16 protein-coding genes are annotated in these 18,550 nt (G+C 69.4%); 13 read left to right on the forward strand and 3 right to left on the reverse strand.

The annotated features are described in order from the left end of the window. Nucleotides 1-130 precede the first annotated feature (130 nt). Entirely contained in the window at nt 131-964 is an 834-nt protein-coding gene (locus ACFSVL_RS21610) for a helix-turn-helix transcriptional regulator (RefSeq protein WP_378306843.1), read from the forward strand. A gap of 128 nt (nt 965-1,092) precedes the next feature. Next, nucleotides 1,093-1,446 carry a hypothetical protein gene (locus ACFSVL_RS21615; protein WP_378306845.1) on the forward strand — a complete coding sequence of 118 codons (354 nt, stop codon included), beginning with the start codon at nt 1,093-1,095 and terminating at the stop codon, nt 1,444-1,446. A gap of 2 nt (nt 1,447-1,448) precedes the next feature. On the opposite strand, the gene ACFSVL_RS21620 is transcribed toward ACFSVL_RS21615, so the two are convergent. After that, nucleotides 1,449-2,606, reverse strand: a complete 1,158-nt coding sequence (locus tag ACFSVL_RS21620) for an FAD-dependent monooxygenase (RefSeq protein WP_378306847.1) — start codon at nt 2,604-2,606, stop codon at nt 1,449-1,451. Next, nucleotides 2,603-3,976, reverse strand: a complete 1,374-nt coding sequence (locus ACFSVL_RS21625; RefSeq protein ID WP_378306849.1) for an MFS transporter — start codon at nt 3,974-3,976, stop codon at nt 2,603-2,605. The genes ACFSVL_RS21620 and ACFSVL_RS21625 overlap by 4 nt, the downstream gene beginning before the upstream one ends. 168 nt (nt 3,977-4,144) lie before the next feature. On the opposite strand from ACFSVL_RS21625, the gene ACFSVL_RS21630 reads away from it, so the two are divergent. The 4 genes from ACFSVL_RS21630 to ACFSVL_RS21645 all read left to right on the forward strand — a co-directional run bounded on the left by ACFSVL_RS21630 (nt 4,145) and on the right by ACFSVL_RS21645 (nt 8,359). Further along, nucleotides 4,145-5,296 (forward strand): sensor histidine kinase, encoded by a 1,152-nt coding sequence (locus ACFSVL_RS21630; RefSeq protein ID WP_378306851.1) that lies wholly within the window; start codon nt 4,145-4,147, stop codon nt 5,294-5,296. Further along, the gene (locus ACFSVL_RS21635) at nt 5,293-5,946 is read left to right on the forward strand and encodes a response regulator (RefSeq protein WP_378306853.1); all 654 of its coding nucleotides are present in this window, start codon (nt 5,293-5,295) and stop codon (nt 5,944-5,946) included. Before ACFSVL_RS21630 ends, ACFSVL_RS21635 begins: the two co-directional genes overlap by 4 nt. 248 nt (nt 5,947-6,194) lie before the next feature. Next, entirely contained in the window at nt 6,195-7,064 is an 870-nt protein-coding gene (locus tag ACFSVL_RS21640) for a serine hydrolase (protein WP_378306855.1), read from the forward strand. 278 nt (nt 7,065-7,342) lie between these two features. Then, the gene (locus ACFSVL_RS21645) at nt 7,343-8,359 is read left to right on the forward strand and encodes a S1 family peptidase (protein WP_378306857.1); all 1,017 of its coding nucleotides are present in this window, start codon (nt 7,343-7,345) and stop codon (nt 8,357-8,359) included. A 53-nt stretch (nt 8,360-8,412) separates the two neighbouring features. Here the strand turns inward: ACFSVL_RS21645 and ACFSVL_RS21650 are convergent, their stop codons facing one another. Next, on the reverse strand, nt 8,413-11,349 hold the full coding sequence (locus ACFSVL_RS21650; RefSeq protein ID WP_378306859.1) for a S8 family serine peptidase: 2,937 nt from the start codon (nt 11,347-11,349) through the stop codon (nt 8,413-8,415). A gap of 465 nt (nt 11,350-11,814) precedes the next feature. Between ACFSVL_RS21650 and ACFSVL_RS21655 the strand changes: the two genes are divergently transcribed. The 7 genes from ACFSVL_RS21655 (at nt 11,815) to ACFSVL_RS21685 (ending at nt 18,541) form a co-directional block, all read left to right on the forward strand. Further along, on the forward strand, nt 11,815-12,384 hold the full coding sequence (locus ACFSVL_RS21655; RefSeq protein WP_378306861.1) for a papain-like cysteine protease family protein: 570 nt from the start codon (nt 11,815-11,817) through the stop codon (nt 12,382-12,384). 3 nt (nt 12,385-12,387) lie between these two features. Then, nucleotides 12,388-13,140 (forward strand): hypothetical protein, encoded by a 753-nt coding sequence (locus tag ACFSVL_RS21660; protein WP_378306863.1) that lies wholly within the window; start codon nt 12,388-12,390, stop codon nt 13,138-13,140. A gap of 53 nt (nt 13,141-13,193) precedes the next feature. Then, nucleotides 13,194-14,213: an Lrp/AsnC family transcriptional regulator gene (locus ACFSVL_RS21665; protein WP_378306865.1), complete on the forward strand. Its 1,020-nt coding sequence runs from the start codon at nt 13,194-13,196 to the stop codon at nt 14,211-14,213. A gap of 440 nt (nt 14,214-14,653) precedes the next feature. After that, nucleotides 14,654-16,165, forward strand: a complete 1,512-nt coding sequence (locus ACFSVL_RS21670; RefSeq protein WP_378306867.1) for an AMP-binding protein — start codon at nt 14,654-14,656, stop codon at nt 16,163-16,165. Continuing rightward, nucleotides 16,162-17,337: a thiolase C-terminal domain-containing protein gene (locus ACFSVL_RS21675; RefSeq protein ID WP_378306869.1), complete on the forward strand. Its 1,176-nt coding sequence runs from the start codon at nt 16,162-16,164 to the stop codon at nt 17,335-17,337. The genes ACFSVL_RS21670 and ACFSVL_RS21675 overlap by 4 nt, the downstream gene beginning before the upstream one ends. After that, on the forward strand, nt 17,328-17,720 hold the full coding sequence (locus ACFSVL_RS21680) for a Zn-ribbon domain-containing OB-fold protein (protein ID WP_378306871.1): 393 nt from the start codon (nt 17,328-17,330) through the stop codon (nt 17,718-17,720). The genes ACFSVL_RS21675 and ACFSVL_RS21680 overlap by 10 nt, the downstream gene beginning before the upstream one ends. A 38-nt stretch (nt 17,721-17,758) precedes the next feature. Beyond that, a complete protein-coding gene (locus ACFSVL_RS21685; protein WP_378306873.1) occupies nt 17,759-18,541 on the forward strand; it encodes an IclR family transcriptional regulator in 783 nt (260 codons plus the stop codon). Nucleotides 18,542-18,550: the final 9 nt, after the last annotated feature.

Consider the following 18,550-nt stretch of genomic DNA (forward strand, 5'->3'; position numbering starts at 1 on the left):
ACGCACGATAAGCCGGAACACCGACCGCGGTCTTGGACAAACGCACGATCTTCCGCCCCCGGCGCCAACCGGCTACGGTCGTCGAAAGCAGCGCTTCGCACCCAGGGCACCGACCGCGGACGGAGAAGGCATGGACCGATGGGCGGGAGGGCTGTCCCGCCGCGAAGGACAAGAACAGGCAGGCGAAAGCGTCGCCGCACGCCCCGACCCGCGGCTGTCGGCCCACGTCTTCGGATACGCCGGATCCAGGTTCCCCGGCACCGGCCCGGCCGTCCGGCGGATCGCGCCGATCGACGGGATCAAGGTGATCCTCGACTTCGAGCGCCTCGACCGCCGGATGCTCGCCGCAGACGCGCGCGAACCGCCCTCGCCGGTCGTCGGAATCCAGTCCGGCCCCCTGGTCTTCGAACAATCCGGCACCGACCACGGCATGGTGATCGGCTTGACCCCGCTCGGCGCGCACGCCCTGTTCGGAATGCCGCTCAAAGAACTGCCCGCCTACGCCGGAATCACCGAACTGCTCGGCACACCCGCGGCACACCTCATCGAACAGCTGGCCGAAACCCCCGGGTGGACGGCCAGATTCGCCCTGCTCGACCACTGGCTCACCGAACGACTGCACCCCGACGCACGACTGGCCGCTCCGGTCCAAGCCGCCTGGGACCTGCTCGGCGCCGCCCACGGCCGCACGCCGATCGCCGCTGTCGCCGAGCAGGTCGGCTGGAGCCGTTCCCACTTCGAAGCCCGCTTCCACGCCCAGATCGGCATCCCGCCCAAAACATTCGCCAGAATCGCCCGCTTCCACCACGCACTACGACTGCTCGCACGCCCCGAACCCCCGCGCCTGCCGGACGTCGCCCTCCGCTGCGGCTACACCGACCAACCCCATTTCAACCGCGAATTCCGCGCGCTCACCGGTTGTGCGCCTACCCGATTCCTCGCCCTCGCCAACCAGGAAACCTAGTACCGGTCGAATGCGGCACAGCGGCGTCGCGCGCCGAAAATTCACCACGTTGCCGTACTGACGGTGATCAATAGTCTCGATAGACTCTCTTGCGTCTGCGTTCAGGGGGAATGTGGGGAGTGACAGACATGATCAATCGTTTTCGCAAGGTACTGGCGAGCCTCGCGATGGCCGCGGCCATGGCCGGAACACTCGCGACGCCCGCGCAAGCATCGACTGAATCCGGCGGGTTCTGGGACTTCGTGTGCCACGCGGGGCGGGCCTGCATCAGGCTGGCGCATCATGCCCCGTCGCAGCCGGAATGGTGGAACCTGGACGGCTGCGACGGGCATCCCATCCGCGACTATTACGACGCCGCGATAGCGCACGGCAACTCGTTCCGGGTCATCTATTGGGACTACAAGTGGGACGATACCGCCGCGTGGACCTCACGGCTGCTGGATTCCCGCAAAACGATCACCACCGCGTGGGTGTGGTGCTGACCTCACCTCATCGGCAGGAATTCCGGCAGCGCTAGGGCCGAGTGGGCCGCTCGTGGCTCACTCGGCATGGTGCTGAGTTTGCGCAAGCGGTCGTTGCGTTGTTTCAGGGCTTGGGCGGTGGTCGGGAACAGCGTGGCGCCGCCGTTGCCGACTAGTTCCTGGTTGGCTGTCACGAAATCACGGGTGTCGCGTTCGTAGGCGGCCAATCCGGCAGCGGCGACGGAGCCAGCGAGCATGTAGGCGCCGACCAGGGCGAGGCTGGATCCTTGGCCGGTAAGGAAAGACGGCGCGTACGCGGCGTCGCCGACCAGTGCGACTCGGCCCTTGTGCCAGTGGGGCATGCGGATTTGGCTGACGCTGTCGAAGAACACGTCGTCGGCCTCGTGCATGGCGGTCAGGATGCGCGGGACTTCCCATTCCGCGTCGGCGAAGACTGTGGCGACGAGGGAACGCGGGGTTGTGCCGAACGGAGGTTCCGGCTGGGCGAAGTTCAGGAAGGCGTGGACCTCGTCGTCCTTTCCGGTGGCGTAGAGCGCGGCGGCCCGGCCAGGGGTGTTCCACATGACGGTCTCGCGGGAGAGGCCGAAGATGTTGCGCATGGGGAAAATGGCGAAGCAATAGCCCAGGTATCGGTGGAATTGCGGTTCGGGGCCGAACACTAGTTCCCGGGTGCGCGAGTGCAGGCCGTCTGCGCCGAATACCAGGTCGAAGGTGCGTTGGCGGCCGCTGCGGAAGGTGACGTCGACCTGGTCAGCAGTTTGGTCCAGGGTGTCGATGGAGTCGTTGAACAGGAATTCTGCGTCGTCGCGGGCCGCGGTGTAGAGGGCGTCGGTTAAGTCGCCGCGGCGTACTTCGAGGTCTCGGTCGCTGACGCCGCCGGTGACGGCGTGGGGGTGGATCGAGGCTACTTCGCTGCCATCGCCGGCGAGGAAGGTTAGGCGGCGCAGGTCGATGTGCGACTCGCGCAATTGCGGCAGGATTCCCATTCGCCGGACGACTTCCAGTGCGGTGCCGCGGATGTCAATGGGGTAGCCGCCGCTTCGGACTGTGGCGGCTTTTTCTACCACCGTGACGGTGTATCCGTAGCGGGTTAGCCAGTACGCGAGTGCGGGGCCGGCGATGCTGGCCCCGGAGATCAACACCTTAGGCGACTGGGTCATGCTTTGGCTCCTTTGTGCATAGTGCGGGTAATAAGCAGGGCCAGCGACGTGACGACGCCGGCGAGGAGAAAGCCGGTGGCGTAAGACGATTCGGACGAGTTTCCGGCGTCTAGGAGAACGCCGCCGAGCATTCCGCCGGTCGCCATGCCGAGCACGCGGGTCACCAGGACCAGGCTGGTGGCGACGCCGGTCTCGGTCGAGGCGACGGAGGTGGCGACGCTGGTCGTCATCGCGGTGACGATCAGGCCGTTGGCGAGCGCGACCAGGGCCTTGCCGACCACGAGATGCCACGCGGCGGAGTGCACGGCCGCCATGCCGATCAGTGCGACGGCCATGACGACGACTCCGATGGTCGCTACCGCGCGGGAGCCGGAGCGGCGTTCCCAGCCTCCGCCAAGCGGGCCCGCCAGGGTCGCGGCTACCGTGCCGGGCACCAGGAACAGGCCGATTTCGGTGGGGCTGGCGGCAAAGCCGTATCCGTCGCCGGACGCGCTCCACAGCTGCGTGACGAGGAAGATCGACATCGCGGTGCCGACGCAGATCAGGAATGTCAGGACGCTCGATTTCCACATCATCGGCCGGGCCAGCAGGCGCAGGTCGATCATCGGCGAGGCCGCGCGGCGTTCGACGGCGATCCAGCCGGCCACGAAGGCGGCCAGCAGCAAGACCAGGCCGAGAAGCGCGAGCGGCCCGAGGTCGGGGGCGAGGTTGAGGCCGAGCATGAAGGTGATCAGGGCGCCGCTCAGCAGGGCGAGGCCGGGCCAGTCGAAACCGGCGTCGTCCGGGCGGTCCGCCGGATCTTTCGGGACCAGCCGGAGCACGAGAAGGGTGGCCGCGATGACGGCGAACGTCGGGAGCGCGAACATCCAGTGCCGCGACAGCTGTTCCGCCACCGGACCGGCCAGCAGCGTGCCCGCCATTCCGCCGCCCACGAAGAATCCGCTGACGACTCCGATGGCCACCTTCGACTCGCCCGCGGACAGGTATTTGCGCACGATGACGAACGACAGCGGCAGCGCACCGACCATCGCGCCCTGCAGCAACTGGCCGATCAGCAATACGGGCAGGCCCGGCGCCAGTGCGGACATCAGGCCGCCGACACACACCACGATCATCATCGGGACCAGGACGCGTTTCCCGCCGTAGCGGTCGCCGAGCCGGCCGGCCAGCGGCGTGGCCAGCGTGCCGGCGATCGGGAGCAGGATGCCGAGCAGGGCGCCGCCGGTCGGCCCCATGCCCAGTTCTCGTTGCAGGAGCGGGATTGTCGGCTGCACCACCGATTCAAGGGCGCCGCAGGACACCGCCAGCAGGCCGAGGGCTCCGACTGCGGCCTTCCCGATCCGGGCCGGGAGAGCCGGGGTCATGGTCATGAGATTCCTTTCCGCGCCGGGCGTTTCCGTCCTCAACCCTGTCGGCCGCCGTGGTGGCGCACATCGGTTGCCGACACCGTCTTCGGCTGGTGCGCGCGCACTAGAACGGCCCGCATTTGGTGCAGACGCACTACTCAGGCGCGAGACGATTTCCCGTACGGTGAAAGTGTGTGGCGGGGGACGGAATGGCAGCGCGAGGGAACGCTGGTCACGATCGCGTTCGCGCTCTGCCTGCTCGGCGGTTCGCTGCAAGTCGACGACACGGTGGCACCGCCGTCGGCGCTGGCCTATCTCATCGCCGCGGTGTCGTCCGGGATGCTGCTGGCGCGGTTCCGCGCGCCGGTGGCGACCGCGATCGGCACGACCGCCTGCGGCATGCTCATCGCGCCGCTGGGTTTGCTGCCGACCCCGCTCATGGTGGCCCCCGCCGTCATCTGCGCGTACTCGCTCGCCGTGCACACCGAACGGCTCGCGGTCCTGCTTCCCTCGGCGGCGATGCTGATCGTCGTGCCGCCCTTCTTCGAGGCCGCCTTTTCGTGGGCAGACACGAGCAGGCTGGCGACCGTCGCCGCGGCACCGCTCGTGGCCGCCGTGGCCGGTCGCTCGACGCGGCACCGGCGGGCCAACCTGGCGCTGATGGAGGAACGGGCACGCCGGGCCGAGGAGAGCCGCGAACGCGAGGCGCGCCGCCGGGTGGCCGGGGAGCGGATCCGCATCGCCCGCGAGTTGCACGACCTGGTCGCACACCAGATCACCCTGGCCAACGCACAGGCCACCGTCGCCGCCCACCTCTTCGACACCCGCCCGGACCAGAGCCGCACCAGCCTCGACGAACTGGTCAAGACCACTCGCCAGGCTCTCGACGAGCTGCGGGCCACAGTCGGTCTCCTACGCCAGCCCGACGACACAGCCGCGCTCTCCGAGCCAGCGCCCGGGTTGTCGCAGCTCCCCACGCTGTTGAGCGCGTTCCGGCGCGCGGGCTTGGCGGTGTCGATGCACGAAAACGGCTCAGCCCGACCGTTGCCGCCAGCTGCGGATCTCACCGCCTACCGCGTCATCCAGGAGGCTCTGACCAACGTGACCAAGCACGCCGCCACGGGGAACGCCGAGGTTCGCCTGGATTGGAATCGCGACCAGGTGATCGTCACTGTCACCGACGACGGCGGGGGCTCCCGCACGTCTCCGGAACGCCCGCCCGGCTACGGCCTGCTCGGGATGCGGGAACGGGCAGCCGCGGTCGGCGGAACCCTTACGGCGGGAGCGCGGCCCCAGGGTGGTTTCGCCGTTGCCGCGCAGCTGCCGTTGCGTGCGGAACAATGACCGGCATCCGGGTTCTTCTCGCGGACGATCAGGCGCTGCTCCGCGGTGCTTTCCGCACCCTTCTCGACAGCGCCGACGACATCACCGTGGTCGGCGAGGCCGCCGACGGCAGAGAAGCGGTAGCCCGGACGCGCGAGTTGCGCCCGGACGTGGTGATCGCGGACATCCGGATGCCCGGCATGGACGGTCTCGCCGCCACGGCGGAGATTTGCGCCGATCCGGACCTGCGTGCCACCCGCGTGCTGATCCTCACCACGTACGAGACCGACGAGTACATCGCGCAGGCCCTGCGCGCGGGGGCCAGCGGATTTATCGGCAAAGGGATCGAGGCGACCGGCCTGCTGGACGCCGTGCGCACGATCGCCAACGGCGACACCCTCCTGTCCCCCACCGCGACCCGCTCCCTGGTGGCCCGTTTCCTCGCCACTCCAGCTCCGCCACGCGATCCCGAACGGCTCGCCGCGCTCACCCCGCGCGAACGCGAGATGGTCGCTCTCGTCGCGACCGGGCTGTCCAATGTGGAGATCGCCGACCGGCAGTACCTCAGCCCGTTCACCGTCCGCGCGCACGTGCAGCGCGCGATGACCAAACTGGGCGCACGTGATCGCGCGCAGCTCGTGGTCATCGCCTACCAGACCGGGTTGGCCTGAGCCGCTGCCGGTTGCGTCCGCTCGCGTGGATTAGCCTCGACAGGAAGGGCTTCTGCCCCGCAGTACCCCTCGATTCGGCATCGACGCGCCCGGCATCGGCCAGATGGCCGATGCGCCGCCGGGGTTGCCCGCCGACCGGCCGGAATGGACCGACTTTTCGGACGATCCAGCGCTCCCATCCGCCGCAATACCTTCGGCTCGCTCCCGCTTCCCGAGGAAGCGGACTGTCGCCGAAGGAGTTCGCGCCAATGAAGCTGCTCGTGGGGATCGCCGCACTCGTCGTCGCGGGAGGCCTGGTCGCCGCGATCGTCGTGGCCAGCAACTCCGGCGGCACCGACTGGCACGCCGCGTGCGAATCAGCGCCGGCCCAGGTCGCGGGGAAGCACCCGAACGCCGTCTCCGAAGCCAGGAAAGCCCTGCTGAGCAACGGAAACGACCCGCGGCTGGAAATCGAGGTCGCCGACCTCGACTCGTGCGCGGTGGAAGTGAGCTGGAAAGCCGACCAGCCGCAGCCCACCGCGTCGGTGGTGAAGCTGCTCATCGCGCTCGATCTGATCGACCGTTCCGGGGTCCCCGACGACAGCGAGGCCAGCGACGTCCAGGCCATGCTGTCGGCCAGCGACGACCGCGTCGCCAGCCGGCTGTGGCAGCAGCTCGGCGGGCCGGCGATCGTCCAGCGGCAGGCCGGGAAACTCGGGCTCAAGCACACGACTCCCCCGGACAAGGCCGGTCAATGGGGTTCCACCGAAATGTCGCCGGAAGACGTCATCACGATCTACCGGCACATCACCGCGGAACTGCCCGAGGACGAACGCGAGTTCATCACCGAGGCGCTGGAAAGCGCTCCGCAGAACGCCGCCGACGGTTTCGACCAGCACTTCGGGATCCCGCGCGCGTTCCCCGGCGCGAAATGGGCGGTCAAACAGGGCTGGGGCACCTCGGACGGACGACGGGTGCTCAACACGACCGGCCTGGTCCGGATCGGGTCCCGGACCTTCGCGGTCGCGGTGATGAGCACCTGGGACGACAGCGTCGGCCTGCCCGTCGCGACCAAGGCCCTCACCGCCGCCACCGGAGCGTTGAAGAACTCGCTCGCCGGTGCCAGCAGCCTGACCTGAACCGCGGCGAGAAAACCTTCCCCTCTAAAGTCGCGTCCTCGCCGGTTGTCCGGAAGGCATCGAACCCCGCTGGCGCGCGGAATCGCTTTCTGCTTCGCGGGCCCCGCCGGATTCCGTCGCTTTCCGAATCGATGATCGGGTTTTCCTCCGCAGGCTGCCCCTTTGGTGTGATCTTCGCCGTTGAAGCGGCCGTACTCCGACCTTCGTAGGTGGTGCGCGCCGTTTCCCGGACCGAAAGTATCCGGCGTCCCGTTTCCGTTGATCCGGAGGACTATTCGATGAATTCCCGGAAAACTCTCCTCGCCGGTTTCACCGCGTTTTCGGCCGCGGCACTGGCCGCGGGCGTGTGCGTGAACGCCGCCTCGGCCAGTCCGCTCGCCTTCTCGCAGATGCAGGCCCAGTCGATTGCGCAGGCGGGCAGCGTCGCCGACAGCCTCGGTGCGGGCAATGGCGGCGTTTACCTGGTGCGCGGCAAGGCTGTGGTCACGGTGACCGACGCCGCCGCGCAGGAAAAGGCCGAGGCCGCTGGCTTCGCCACGAAGCTCGTCAAGCACAGCTTCGCCGAGCTGACGAGCGTCAAGGAAGGCCTCGACTCCGTCAAGAATGTTCCGCAGACCTCGTGGGGCATTGACACCAGAAGCAACCAGGTCGTCGTGAAGATCTATGACGCCGCTTCGCCGACTGCCGCAGCCAAGGTGCGCGCCGCCGCGGCCAAGTACGGCGATTCCGTTCGGGTGGAACAACATTCGGGCAAGCTCTCGACCTACATTTCCGACGGCGACTCCATCACCAACGGCCAGTACACCTGTTCGCTCGGCTTCAACGTGACCCGCGGCGGCCAGCCGTTCATGCTCACCGCCGGGCACTGCACCAACCTCGGCGGCACCTGGCGCGGCGGCAACGTCACCGGCGCGCAGATCGTCGAAAGCGACTGCCCCGGCGCGGATTCCGGCCTGCTGACCCGCCCGAACGGCACCGGGCCCGGCGCGATCAACACCGGGCAGCGGATCACCAGCGTCGGCACCCCGACCGTCGGCGAGCAGATCCGGAAGATGGGCCAGACGACCGGCGGCGGCAGCGGCGAGGTCACCTCGGTCGACGAGTCGGTGAACTTCGACGTCGGCGTGCTGAACCACGAATTCGGCACCACCGCGCACACCGACCACGGCGACTCCGGCGGCCCGGCGTACGACGGGTCGGCCGGGCTCGGCACGCTGTCCGGCGGCAACACGCAGACCAGCTACTTCTACCCGCTGTCCCGGGAAATGTCGTCCTACGGACTGCGGCTCGCCTGAGCCACCCCGCGTCGGCCCGCCGCTCTTGGGGAGGAGCGGCGGGCCCTCGCGGGTCAGGTGGTGATCGGCAGCAGCGTACTGGTCGGCGCGACCGTCGAACCGTCCGAATAGGACAGCCGCGCCAGGTAACGGCGGCCGGGGTCGAGACCGGTCCAGCGAGTAGTCAGGTCGACCGGTTTCCCGTTGGTCGCCGAGACTTTCGCCGGGTCGACGCTCAGCGTCCCATTGGCCGCGCCGAGCATCCAGGTCTGCACCCGAACGGTCTGATCACTCCCGGCGGACAGGTCGACGTACACGTCGTAAGCACCGGAGGGCGCGTCCTGCGCGACCCATTCGTTCGATCCGGTCAAGGAGCTTTGCGCGACCAGATCGGCGGTTCCAGCGTGGTAGACGTACAGGTCGACATCGGTTTCGGGCGGCACGTCGGCGGCGAAGGTCGCGAAGCGCGCGTACCGCGTGCCCGGCGGCGTGGTGACGGTGAACTTGGCGACGTGCTCGTTGGCCGCCGGAGCGGTCAGCGGGAAGGTCGCGCCGGTGGCGTGCTTCAGCGGAGCGCTGTTCTCCGTCGCGGGCGCCGGTCCGTCGACGGTCGTGGCGAGGGTGCCGGAGTAGCCGGGCCGCACGGAAACCGTTGCGGTGCCAGTGGTTCCGTTACCGCGCACCTCGGCGGGTGCCGCGACTTGCGCCGGGCGCACCGCGATCGGGCTCCGCACGTCCGGGCCCGGCGTCCACGGCCGCCAAGCGAGGCTGCCGAAGACGAACTGGCCGTAGGACGCGGTGGTCCGGGTGAACGTCACGGTGAACTTCTGCTTGGCACCCGGCGGCACCACCAGGATCGACGGCTGCACCCGCACGGTCACGCCCGGCGGCTCCTGCACGCTCACGCGCCCGGCCCACGCCTGACGGCCCAGGTTCGTCAACGTGCGCGTCACGGTCTGGGTCCCGGCGAGCGAGCCGACGCCGAACGACGGCACGTTCAGATCCGTGGCGGGCATCGACGCGGAGCACCTCCCCGACGGCGGCACCGAACCCTGGCCGCACAGGAACGCGTCCCAGTCCTCGGCGGTACTGTCGTAGACCAGCCCGGACGCCAGCGCCGCGCCCGGCGTGACCTGACCGGCTCCTCGGTCGAACGGCGTCGCCTCGGCACCAGAGTCGGTGCGGATCGGCTTACCGTCCGTGCCCTGGGGGTTCGCGGTGGTCATCAGAGCCGACTTGATCGCCATCGGCGACCAGTCCGGATGCGCGCCGGCCAGCAGCGCGGCCAGGCCGGCGACGTGCGGCGTGGCCATCGACGTGCCGGATTCGAAGTCGAACTGCCGTCCCTTGTGGTTCACCGGCGCGACCGCGGCGAGCATGTCCACGCCGGGCGCGAGCAGATCGGGTTTGAGCAGGTCGCCGCCGGTCGCCTGGGCCGGGCCGCGGCTGGAGAACGACGCCACGAGGGGTGCGGTGACCTGGTCGTCGCGGCTGGCCGACAGGGCGGCGGTCGGGTTCGCGGTGCTGGCGGCGTAGGCCTTCACCGGGGCGCCCGCAGCCGGGTCGAGGTGCACGGTGGGGACCGCGTGCAGGTCGGCGTTGAGCGTGTTCGGCCCCGGGTTGACCAGCACCATCCCGATGCCGCCCGCTTCGGCGACCGCGCGGCTCTTGTCGACGCGATCGTTGGCGCCGCGATCGCAGACCACGATCTTGCCCTTGACCTTCGCCGGGTCGAGCACGCCACCAGGCAGCGACGGGTCCCATTCCTTCGAATAGCACTGCGCGAGCTTCACCGGATCCGCGCCCGGCAAGCCGACCTGCGCGGGCAGCGCGACTGGAGCCGACGGAACCGCGGAGCCGAGGCCGACGCCGACGTAGGTCGCGCCGTTGCCGAGGGTCAGCGTGGTGTGGTGGGCGACGTTGTCCGTACCCGCGGCGACGGTGGTCACCCACGGGTAGTTGCTCTGGACGGTGCTCGCGCCGGCCCCGTTGTTGGAGGCAGCGGCTGAGACGAAGACGCCCGCCTTGGCCGCGTTGTAGAACGCGTACGCGACCGGGTCGTCGACGGTGCCGGTCGAGGTGGTGATGGAGTAGTTGATGACGTCCACGCCGTCGGCGACCGCTTCGTCGATCGCCTTGACGAGGTCGCTGGTGTTGCCCGAGGTCGTGTTGTCGGCCTTGTGCCACAACGCCTTGTACATCGCGACCCGGGCGGCCGGGGCCATTCCGCTGAACTTGCCGAAGTCCTTGCCGTCCACGGTCATCCGCACGCCGTAGTCGCCCGCGGCGGTGCTGGCGGTGTGCGTGCCGTGGCCGTCGTAGTCGCGCGGCGAGCCGAAGTACTCGTCCGGCACCGCGTCGACCGTGCCCGGGCCGAAGACCTTCGCGCCGATGAGCTTGTTGTTGCAGACGATCGCCGGGCCGGTCTTGCCGGGGTCGCACGAACCGTGCCAGCGGCGGGCGATCGCGCGGTCGCTCGGCGACGGAGGGAGCGCGGCGAACGCCGGGTTCTCCGGGGTGATACCGCTGTCGATGTCGCCGATGATCACGCCGTCGCCGGCGCGAGCGGTGCCGCCGAGGCGGTTCCACACGCCGTCGCGGCCGGTGAGGCCGAGATACGACGGCGTTTCGTAGTCAGCGCCTTGACGTTCGGTGTCCGGGGCGACGAAGAGGACGTCCGGGCGCGCGGCGAGCGTCGAAGCCTGCGCCTGTGTCATCTTCGCCGCGAACCCGGCGCCCGCGTAGCTGTAATCCGCGACCCGCTGGGCACCGGGAACCCGGGCCAGCAGCGCGGTCTTGCGCGCGCCGAGCTGTCCGACGTAGTCGCGGACCGACGGCGCGGTCCGGTCGAGCCGGGCGCTGTGCGGGACCGCGGCGGCCGCCGGCTGGTCCTTGAGCATGACGACATAGACGCCGTCGTGCGCGGCCGGGACGGCGGCGGCGGGCGCGCCCGCGGCGACCGCCCCTCCGGCGACGACGAGGGCGGCCAGCCCGAGGGAAACCCGTCTCATGAACACCTTCCGGGGAAACAAGTGCGGCGCGACGGCCGGTCCGGTTAGGACGGACCACGGGAAAATACGGCGCCGCGCGCCGCGGCGCACCCGGCGGACGACGGGATCCGATCAACGGAAAAAGACCATACTGAGGTCGGCTTGACAATAGCCGCGCTATGCCGTCGCGCCGGGAATTCGCCCGGTCCGGGACCGGCATAAAATTGGTCTCGACCATTCCACCGTCCCACATCGCGGACACCAAAGGGCAGTTCCGGATTTCCGCACGCAGCATTTCGCCGCCCGGCCGGGGTGCGGAGCCGGAATCCGCCGCCATGGCCGTGCCGGTATCCGGTGCGCGGCGCCGATCCCTCCGTTCGTCGGTAGTCGGCGTGATCTCGGCGCGCGGATCATTCCGGTCTGCCCACCTTTCCCCGCTGGCCCCGGGCGCCCAGTCCCGGACCGGCCGTCCCGCTGGAGGACTCAGTGAAAGTTCCCGTTCAGGTTCGGCGCGGAATCGCGGTGCTCGCCGCCGCCGCGTGCGCCGCGCTCGCCGTTCCGGCCGCGGCCGTCGCCGGCGAGACCAACATCTCGATGCAGGCGCAGGAGAAGGACAACTGGTGCTGGGACGCGAGCGGCAACACCATCGCCGCGTTCTGGGGCTATTCCCTGACGCAGACGAAGTTCTGCCAGATCGCGCACAACGAGTCCGGCAGCGACTGCGCCAACAACCAGGGCTACCTCAGCGACGAGCAGACCGTATTCCGCTACCTCGGGTTCCGCAGTGTGGGAACCTACAATTCCAGCGGCTACCGGCTCGCGTTCTCCGGCATCAAGAACCAGATCGACGCCGGACAGCCCATCGGCACCCGGATCGGCTGGACGTCCGGCGGCGGCCACATGCACGTCCTCTACGGCTACGACGACGCCAGCGGCACCGTCGAATACGGCGATCCGTGGCCCTCCAACAACCGCTACAACTCGATGAACTACAACTCCTACCTCTCCAACAACCAATTCACCTGGACCCACACGGTCTACGGAATGGTGGGCTGACCCATGAAGCGAACTCTCGTCCTCGCCGGAGCGATCGCCGCCGCGGTATTCGCCGCCACGCCAGCCTCCGCCGCCACGCCGGCCGGCCCGTCTCCGTCGGACACCGCCGCGATCTCCGGAGTGCTCGCCAGCCCCGGCACCGCCGCCCGGCTTGCCCACACGAAGTTCCCCGGAGCCGCACCCGCGGCCGCGCACGCCACCCGCGCGGCCGCGGACACCAGCACGCAGATCCCGGTCTACGAACCGACCGCCGCGTTCATCAGCGGCGCCTCCGACGTCCCGGCCGCCCTGGCCTATGTCGCGTCTCCGGCGCACCTGGCCGACGGGCGGGACGCGACGGTCTGGACTCAGCCCAGCGCGTCGGGCTGGCAGGTCATCAACGTCGCCTCCGGCAACGACGAACAAGTCCACGCCGCAGCCGCACACGGCGGCTACCTCCTGCACGAACCCCAGGTCAACGCCTGGTACTCCGTCAACGGCGACACCGTCACCGTCCTCGACGGCGCAGTATCCGGCGTTCCGGCAGGGACCCGCGTCACCCTGGCGACGTACCAAGCCGAACTGCAGAAACGCTACGGCGACAAGCTCCCCGGCTCCACCTACGACAAAACCGGCGCAGGCGGCGGCTACGCCGCTCCCGCACCCAACACCAGCCCCGACAGCCTCCCCGTGCTCGCCCTCGCCCTCGGCGGCACGGCCGTGGTCGTCGGCGGCGGGGTGTTGTTCCTGCGCCGCCGGCTCAAACACGACAAGTGACCACTCCGGCAGGGGCGCCCGCCGCGCCCCTGCCGTGGACCGGGACTGACCACTTGAGCACAGAATCCTCGGCAGCGACGACGCTGACGACCGCCGATCTCACGCTGGTGCGAGCACTGCAACGGGAACCGCGCGCGACCTGGACGCGCGTCGGAGCCGTCGTCGGCACCGACGCGACGACCGCGGCCCGTCGCTGGGAACGGCTGCACAAAGCCGGGCTCGCCTGGCTCACCGCCTACGTGACGCCGCCGACCTGGACCGTCGGCTACGTCGATCTCGCCTGCACTCCCGACCGGCTGCTGGCCGTCGGCGAGGAAGTGTGCCGCTGGCCGCCGGTGTTCAGCGTCGAACGGACCACGAGCGACCATCAGCTGTTCCTCGGCATCGCGGCCCGCTGCTACCACGCGATGGACACCCTCGTGACCAAACGGCTCGGCGTCATCCCCGGGGTGCGCTCGGTGCGGATGGCGGTGGCCACGCACATCCACCGCGAGGGCGGCGGCTGGACAGTCGGCCCCGACCAGCACGAACCTTCGCGCACCAGCCTCCCGCTGCCCCAGTTCTGGCAGGACGGCAGCGTACGCACGATCGTCGACGCACTCGGCACCGACGGCAGGCTCAGCAGCGCCGAACTGGCCCGCCGCTGCGGAGTCGGCGAATCCGTGGTGCGGCGCGTGCTCGCCCGGCTGCTGCGCAACGGCGAACTGGCATTTCGCTGCGACCTGGCGCACGTGGCCGCTGGCTGGCCGGTGATCGCCGGTTATCGGTTGGACGTACCCGCCGATGTACTAGACCGCGTGGCCGCCGCGGTCGCGGCGCTGCCGGAAACGCGCCTTTCGGCTGCTGTGGTCGGCCGCGGCAACCTGGTGGTGTCGACGTGGCTGCGCAACCCCGCCGACACCACCGGGTACGAAGCCCGGCTGCTGCGCACTGCGCCCGGGGTGCGGGTCCTGGACCGGGCCGTCACGCTGACCATGCCGAAACGGATGGGGCGGCTGCTGGATCAGGCTGGGCGGGCGGTGGGGTATCAGCAGATTCTCCCGGCTGGAGGGCATCCTGTTCCGGGCGGGTGAGCCCCCTGCCCTCGGTCGAAGTACTCCAACGCGACACACCGCTGAAGGCCTCGGGATCGCCATCGTCCACGGCTTGCCAACCTTCGCCCCGGCCCGGCCAAGTCCGTGAGGGGCACCCTCACGGACTCTGATTCCCCATGCCAGGAACTCAAGCTGCGTGGCGCCGCGCCCGTCAACCATCCACAAAGGACACCAACACTGCCGAAATGCCCGATTAACCCCCATGTGACCGGGTGCGCGGGGCTGTGAGGGCCTCCCTGAGGGAATCTGATTCCCTCAGGGTGCCCCTCACGGACGACGCGCCCAGCTACCGACGCCCACGACCCCGCCCCTCCCGATCAGCCGTCCCGGGCAGCACTCCCCCCTTGACACATCGTTTCATCTGACAATACGTTCTTGTCACCAGATGAAACACCCCTTCGTCAAGGGAGGCCGCTCGGATGGTTCTCGACACCGCCTACCTGCTCCGCCGGGCGGCGGCCGCGCATCGGGGCGTTACCGCGGTCGACGACGGGGGCACGGCGCGCACGTTCGGCGAATTGCTGGACCGTGCGGAACGGCTCGCCAACGCCATGGACGCGCTCGGCGTGCCAGAAGGGGCCAGTGTCGGGATTCTGTCCGACAACCGCACGGAGTTCATCGAGGTCGACTGTGCGATCGCGCTCGGGCGGCGGGTCCGGGTGGCGCTCAACGCCCGGCTGCACCTCGAGGATTTCCGTTACGTAGCTGAGGATGCGGGGCTTCGGGCACTGTTCTTCGCCCCGAGGTTCGCCGCTGCCGCGCACGCGTTGGCCGAGGAGTTCGGGCTCGTCGCGGTTCCGTTCGAGGCGGATTCCAGCTTCAAGCATCAGTACGAGGCGCTGGTCGCGGGGGCACGGGCGGAGCCGGTGTTGCGTGACAGCGATCCCGAAGGGGCGGCTTGGATTTCCTACACCTCCGGGACGACCGGGCGACCCAAGGGCGTGGTGCTGTCGCATCGGGCGTTGCGTGAGGTGGCGTTGAATCTGCTGCTGGAGCTGGCACCGGTGCGCGAGGGCGAGCGGATTTTGCTTACCCAGGCCGTTTCGCACGCATCCGGGTACTTCGTGCTGCCGTATCTGATCAGCGGCGCGGGCGTGCATGTCATGCCGAAGTTCGATCCTGACGAGGTGTGGCACCGGTCCCGCGAGGGGCATTTCCGTACGCTCAAAGCGGTTCCGGCGATGCTCGAACCGTTGCTAGACGCGGCGCGCGGCGAGTGGGGGTTCGAGACGATCGTTTACGGTGCCTCCAGCGTCGCGTTGCCGGTGCTGGAGCGCGCGCTGGAACGGTTCGGGCCGACGCTGGTGCAGGACTACGGGCAGTCCGAGGCGCCGATGACCATCACCTGTCTCAGCAAAACCGATCACTTGGACGCACAGGCTCGCCAGTCGGCGGGACGGCCCTGGCGGTCGGTGGCGGTCGAGGTGCGTGCCGAGGACGGCCGGGTCGCGCGGCGGGGTGAGATCGGGGAGGTCTTCGTCCGGGGGTCGCATTTGATGACCGGTTATCACCGTAAGCCGGAGGCTACCGCGGCCGTGCTCAGCGACGGATGGTTGCGTACCAAGGATCTTGCCCGCACGGACGAGCGCGGGTTCGTCCATCTTCAAGGGCGCAACGACGAGATGATCAACTCGGGCGGCTACAACATCGCGCCGCGCGAGGTGGAGAACGAGTTGTCGGCGCATGCCGCGGTGAGCGAGGCGGTCGTGCTCGGGCTGCCGGATCCGCGGTGGGGCGACGCGGTCACGGCGGTTGTGCGGTTGCGGGAGCCGCAGGCGTTGTCGAGCCAGGAGCTGATCGAGTTCGTCCGGCCCCGGCTGGGAATCCGGACGCCGCGCCGGCTGGAGATCTGGGACGCCATCCCGCGCACGCCCTACGGGAAGGTCGACCGGGCCGAACTGCGCGACAAGCTGACCGGAGGGCTCGAATGACCAGCGACGACATCGAGATCATCGGCGTCGGCATGCATCCCTTCGGCCGCTACACCACCGCCTCGCTGAAGGACCTCAACCGCGTCGCGTGCGTCTCGGCGCTGATCGACGCGGGGCTCGGCGTGCGCGACATAGACGCGGTCTACGCCGCCAACGCGATGGCCGGGTTGCTGCAGGGCCAGGAGATGATCCGCGGCCAGTCGGCGATGCGGGAGATCGGCATCGAACGCGTCCCGGTCACGAACGTCGAGAACGCGTGCGCGAGCGGGTCGACCGCGTTGCGCCAGGCGGTGCTCGCGATCCGCGCCGGTTCGGCGGACGTCGTGCTGGTCGCGGGCGTGGAGAAGATGTTCGTGGAGGACCGTTCCCGGACGCTCGCGGCATTGGAGTCGGCGGGTGATCTCGACGTGATTTCCGGGATCGGGCTGCAGTTCACCGCGGTGTACGGGATGCGGCTGCGCAAGCTCATCGCCGCGGGCAGGCTGACTGTCGACGACCTAGTCGCCGTTTCCGTCAAGAGCCACGCCAACGGCGAGCGCAATCCGTATGCGCAGCACCGGAAAGTCGTCAGCCCGGAGGAAGTGCTGGGGTCGCGGCCGATCGCTGATCCGTTGACACTGTTGATGTGTAGTTCCATCTGCGACGGTGCGGCCGCAGTGGTCGTGGCTCGCCGGGGCGCGGTCCCGGTAGAAAAGCCGACCATCCGGATCCGGGCGTCGCAGGCCGCGACCGGGTATACGACCACCGGGAACGAACCGTCGTTGACCGAACTGTGCGCGGCGGCCGCGTATGCGGAGGCGGGGTTCGGACCCGAGGACGTGGACGTCGCCGAGGTGCACGACGCCATGGCCCCGGCCGAACTCATCGCGTACGAACAGCTTGGCTTCTGCAGTCCCGGCGATGCGGGCGCGTTGCTCGACAGCGGCACGACCCAGATCGACGGCTCCCGTCCGGTCAATCCGAGCGGCGGGCTGTCGTCGCGCGGGCACGCGGTGGGGGCCACCGGGCTGGCACAGATCGCGGAGCTGACCTGGCAGTTGCGCGGCGAAGCCACTGGACGCCAGACCCAGCGGCCGCGCATCGGCCTCGCCCACAACAACGGCGGCTGGCTGGAAGGCGAGTCCGCCGTGTCCTGCGTCCATCTGCTGGAGAGGACCGACCCATGGGACTGAACGCCGCGTTGACGGTGCCAGGAACGGCGGACCGGCCGCGCGACAACGGGCAGGCGCTCGTCGGCAGCCGTTGCACGCAGTGCGAGACAGACTCCTTCCCCGCCCGCGCCGTCTGCCATCGCTGCGGAGCCGCCGCGCCTGCCGAGCAGACCTTCGCGGCGACCGGCTTGCTGCTCACCTACACGACCGTGCACGTCCCGCGCCCCGGGCTGCCCGCGCCGTACACGCTCGGGCAGATCGCGCTGGAGCACGGGCCGATGGTGTTCGGCCAGGTCCGGGCCAACGGGACCGAGCTGGCGGCGGGCATGCTCGTGCGCGTGCGGATCGGGGCGGCGGGCGAGACGCCGCGTTATTGGTTCGAGCCCGAGCGTTTCGCTGGTTGATACGGTGACCTCACTCGACGAAAACGCAGAGGTGGCCAGTGACAGAATCCGCTGATGGCTCCACGGTCCGCGCGGTCAGCCGGGCGATCGACATCCTGTTCGCCCTCGGGCACAGCCCGCTGACGCTCGGCGACGTGGCCGAGGTCGTCTCGCTGTCGAAGCCGACGACCTACCGGCTGCTGAGCACGTTGCGCGCCAAGGGAATGGTCGTCCAGGACCAGGCGAGCGGGCACTACGGGCTCGGCCCCGGCTGCTTCCACCTGATGTCGTCGATCTCCAACGGCAACGCGGGCTTCATCTTCGAAGCGACCGACGCGCTGGAGGAACTGCGCGACGTCACCGCGGAGACGGTCGCGGTGCACGTGCGGGCCGGCCGGTCCCGGATCTGTGTCAAGGAACTGCCGAGCCCGCACCTCATCCGGTACATCGCGGGCGTCGGCGTTTCCGAGGGCATCCACACCGGTTCGGCGGGCAAGACGCTGCTCGCGTTCATGCCCGAGACGGAGCGCGAACGCCTGCTCAAGGACCTCCCGCTCGCCCCCACGACGCCGAACACGATCACCGACCTCGAAACCCTGCGCGCCGAACTGATCCGCATCGCCGACGCGGGCGTCGCCTACAGCCACGGCGAACGGGCGGTGGGTGCCGTCGGCGTGACCGCGCCGATCACCGACGCGAACGGCTTCGCGCTGGCCGCGTTGAGCGTCATCGGGCCGGAAGGCCGCCTCGGCGAGGAGAAGATCGCCGAGGTCGAACGACAGGTACGAGAGGTCGCGGCCCGGATTTCGGCGACGGTGTCCGGAGCGTCCGAAGTGGACTGAACAGGGAGG

The organism is Amycolatopsis silviterrae (assembly GCF_042684085.1).
In the GTDB taxonomy this organism is placed as follows: Bacteria; Actinomycetota; Actinomycetes; order Mycobacteriales; family Pseudonocardiaceae; genus Amycolatopsis; species Amycolatopsis silviterrae.

Coding starts and splice junctions, on each gene's coding strand:
- ACFSVL_RS21675 (WP_378306869.1), top strand. CDS start 16,162: ATGACCAGCGACGACATCGAGATCATCGGCGTCGGCATGCATCCCTTC.
- ACFSVL_RS21645 (WP_378306857.1), top strand. CDS start 7,343: ATGAATTCCCGGAAAACTCTCCTCGCCGGTTTCACCGCGTTTTCGGCC.
- ACFSVL_RS21650 (WP_378306859.1), bottom strand. CDS start 11,349: ATGAGACGGGTTTCCCTCGGGCTGGCCGCCCTCGTCGTCGCCGGAGGG.
- ACFSVL_RS21615 (WP_378306845.1), top strand. CDS start 1,093: ATGATCAATCGTTTTCGCAAGGTACTGGCGAGCCTCGCGATGGCCGCG.
- ACFSVL_RS21640 (WP_378306855.1), top strand. CDS start 6,195: ATGAAGCTGCTCGTGGGGATCGCCGCACTCGTCGTCGCGGGAGGCCTG.
- ACFSVL_RS21680 (WP_378306871.1), top strand. CDS start 17,328: ATGGGACTGAACGCCGCGTTGACGGTGCCAGGAACGGCGGACCGGCCG.
- ACFSVL_RS21635 (WP_378306853.1), top strand. CDS start 5,293: ATGACCGGCATCCGGGTTCTTCTCGCGGACGATCAGGCGCTGCTCCGC.
- ACFSVL_RS21625 (WP_378306849.1), bottom strand. CDS start 3,976: ATGACCATGACCCCGGCTCTCCCGGCCCGGATCGGGAAGGCCGCAGTC.
- ACFSVL_RS21660 (WP_378306863.1), top strand. CDS start 12,388: ATGAAGCGAACTCTCGTCCTCGCCGGAGCGATCGCCGCCGCGGTATTC.
- ACFSVL_RS21620 (WP_378306847.1), bottom strand. CDS start 2,606: ATGACCCAGTCGCCTAAGGTGTTGATCTCCGGGGCCAGCATCGCCGGC.
- ACFSVL_RS21610 (WP_378306843.1), top strand. CDS start 131: ATGGACCGATGGGCGGGAGGGCTGTCCCGCCGCGAAGGACAAGAACAG.
- ACFSVL_RS21670 (WP_378306867.1), top strand. CDS start 14,654: ATGGTTCTCGACACCGCCTACCTGCTCCGCCGGGCGGCGGCCGCGCAT.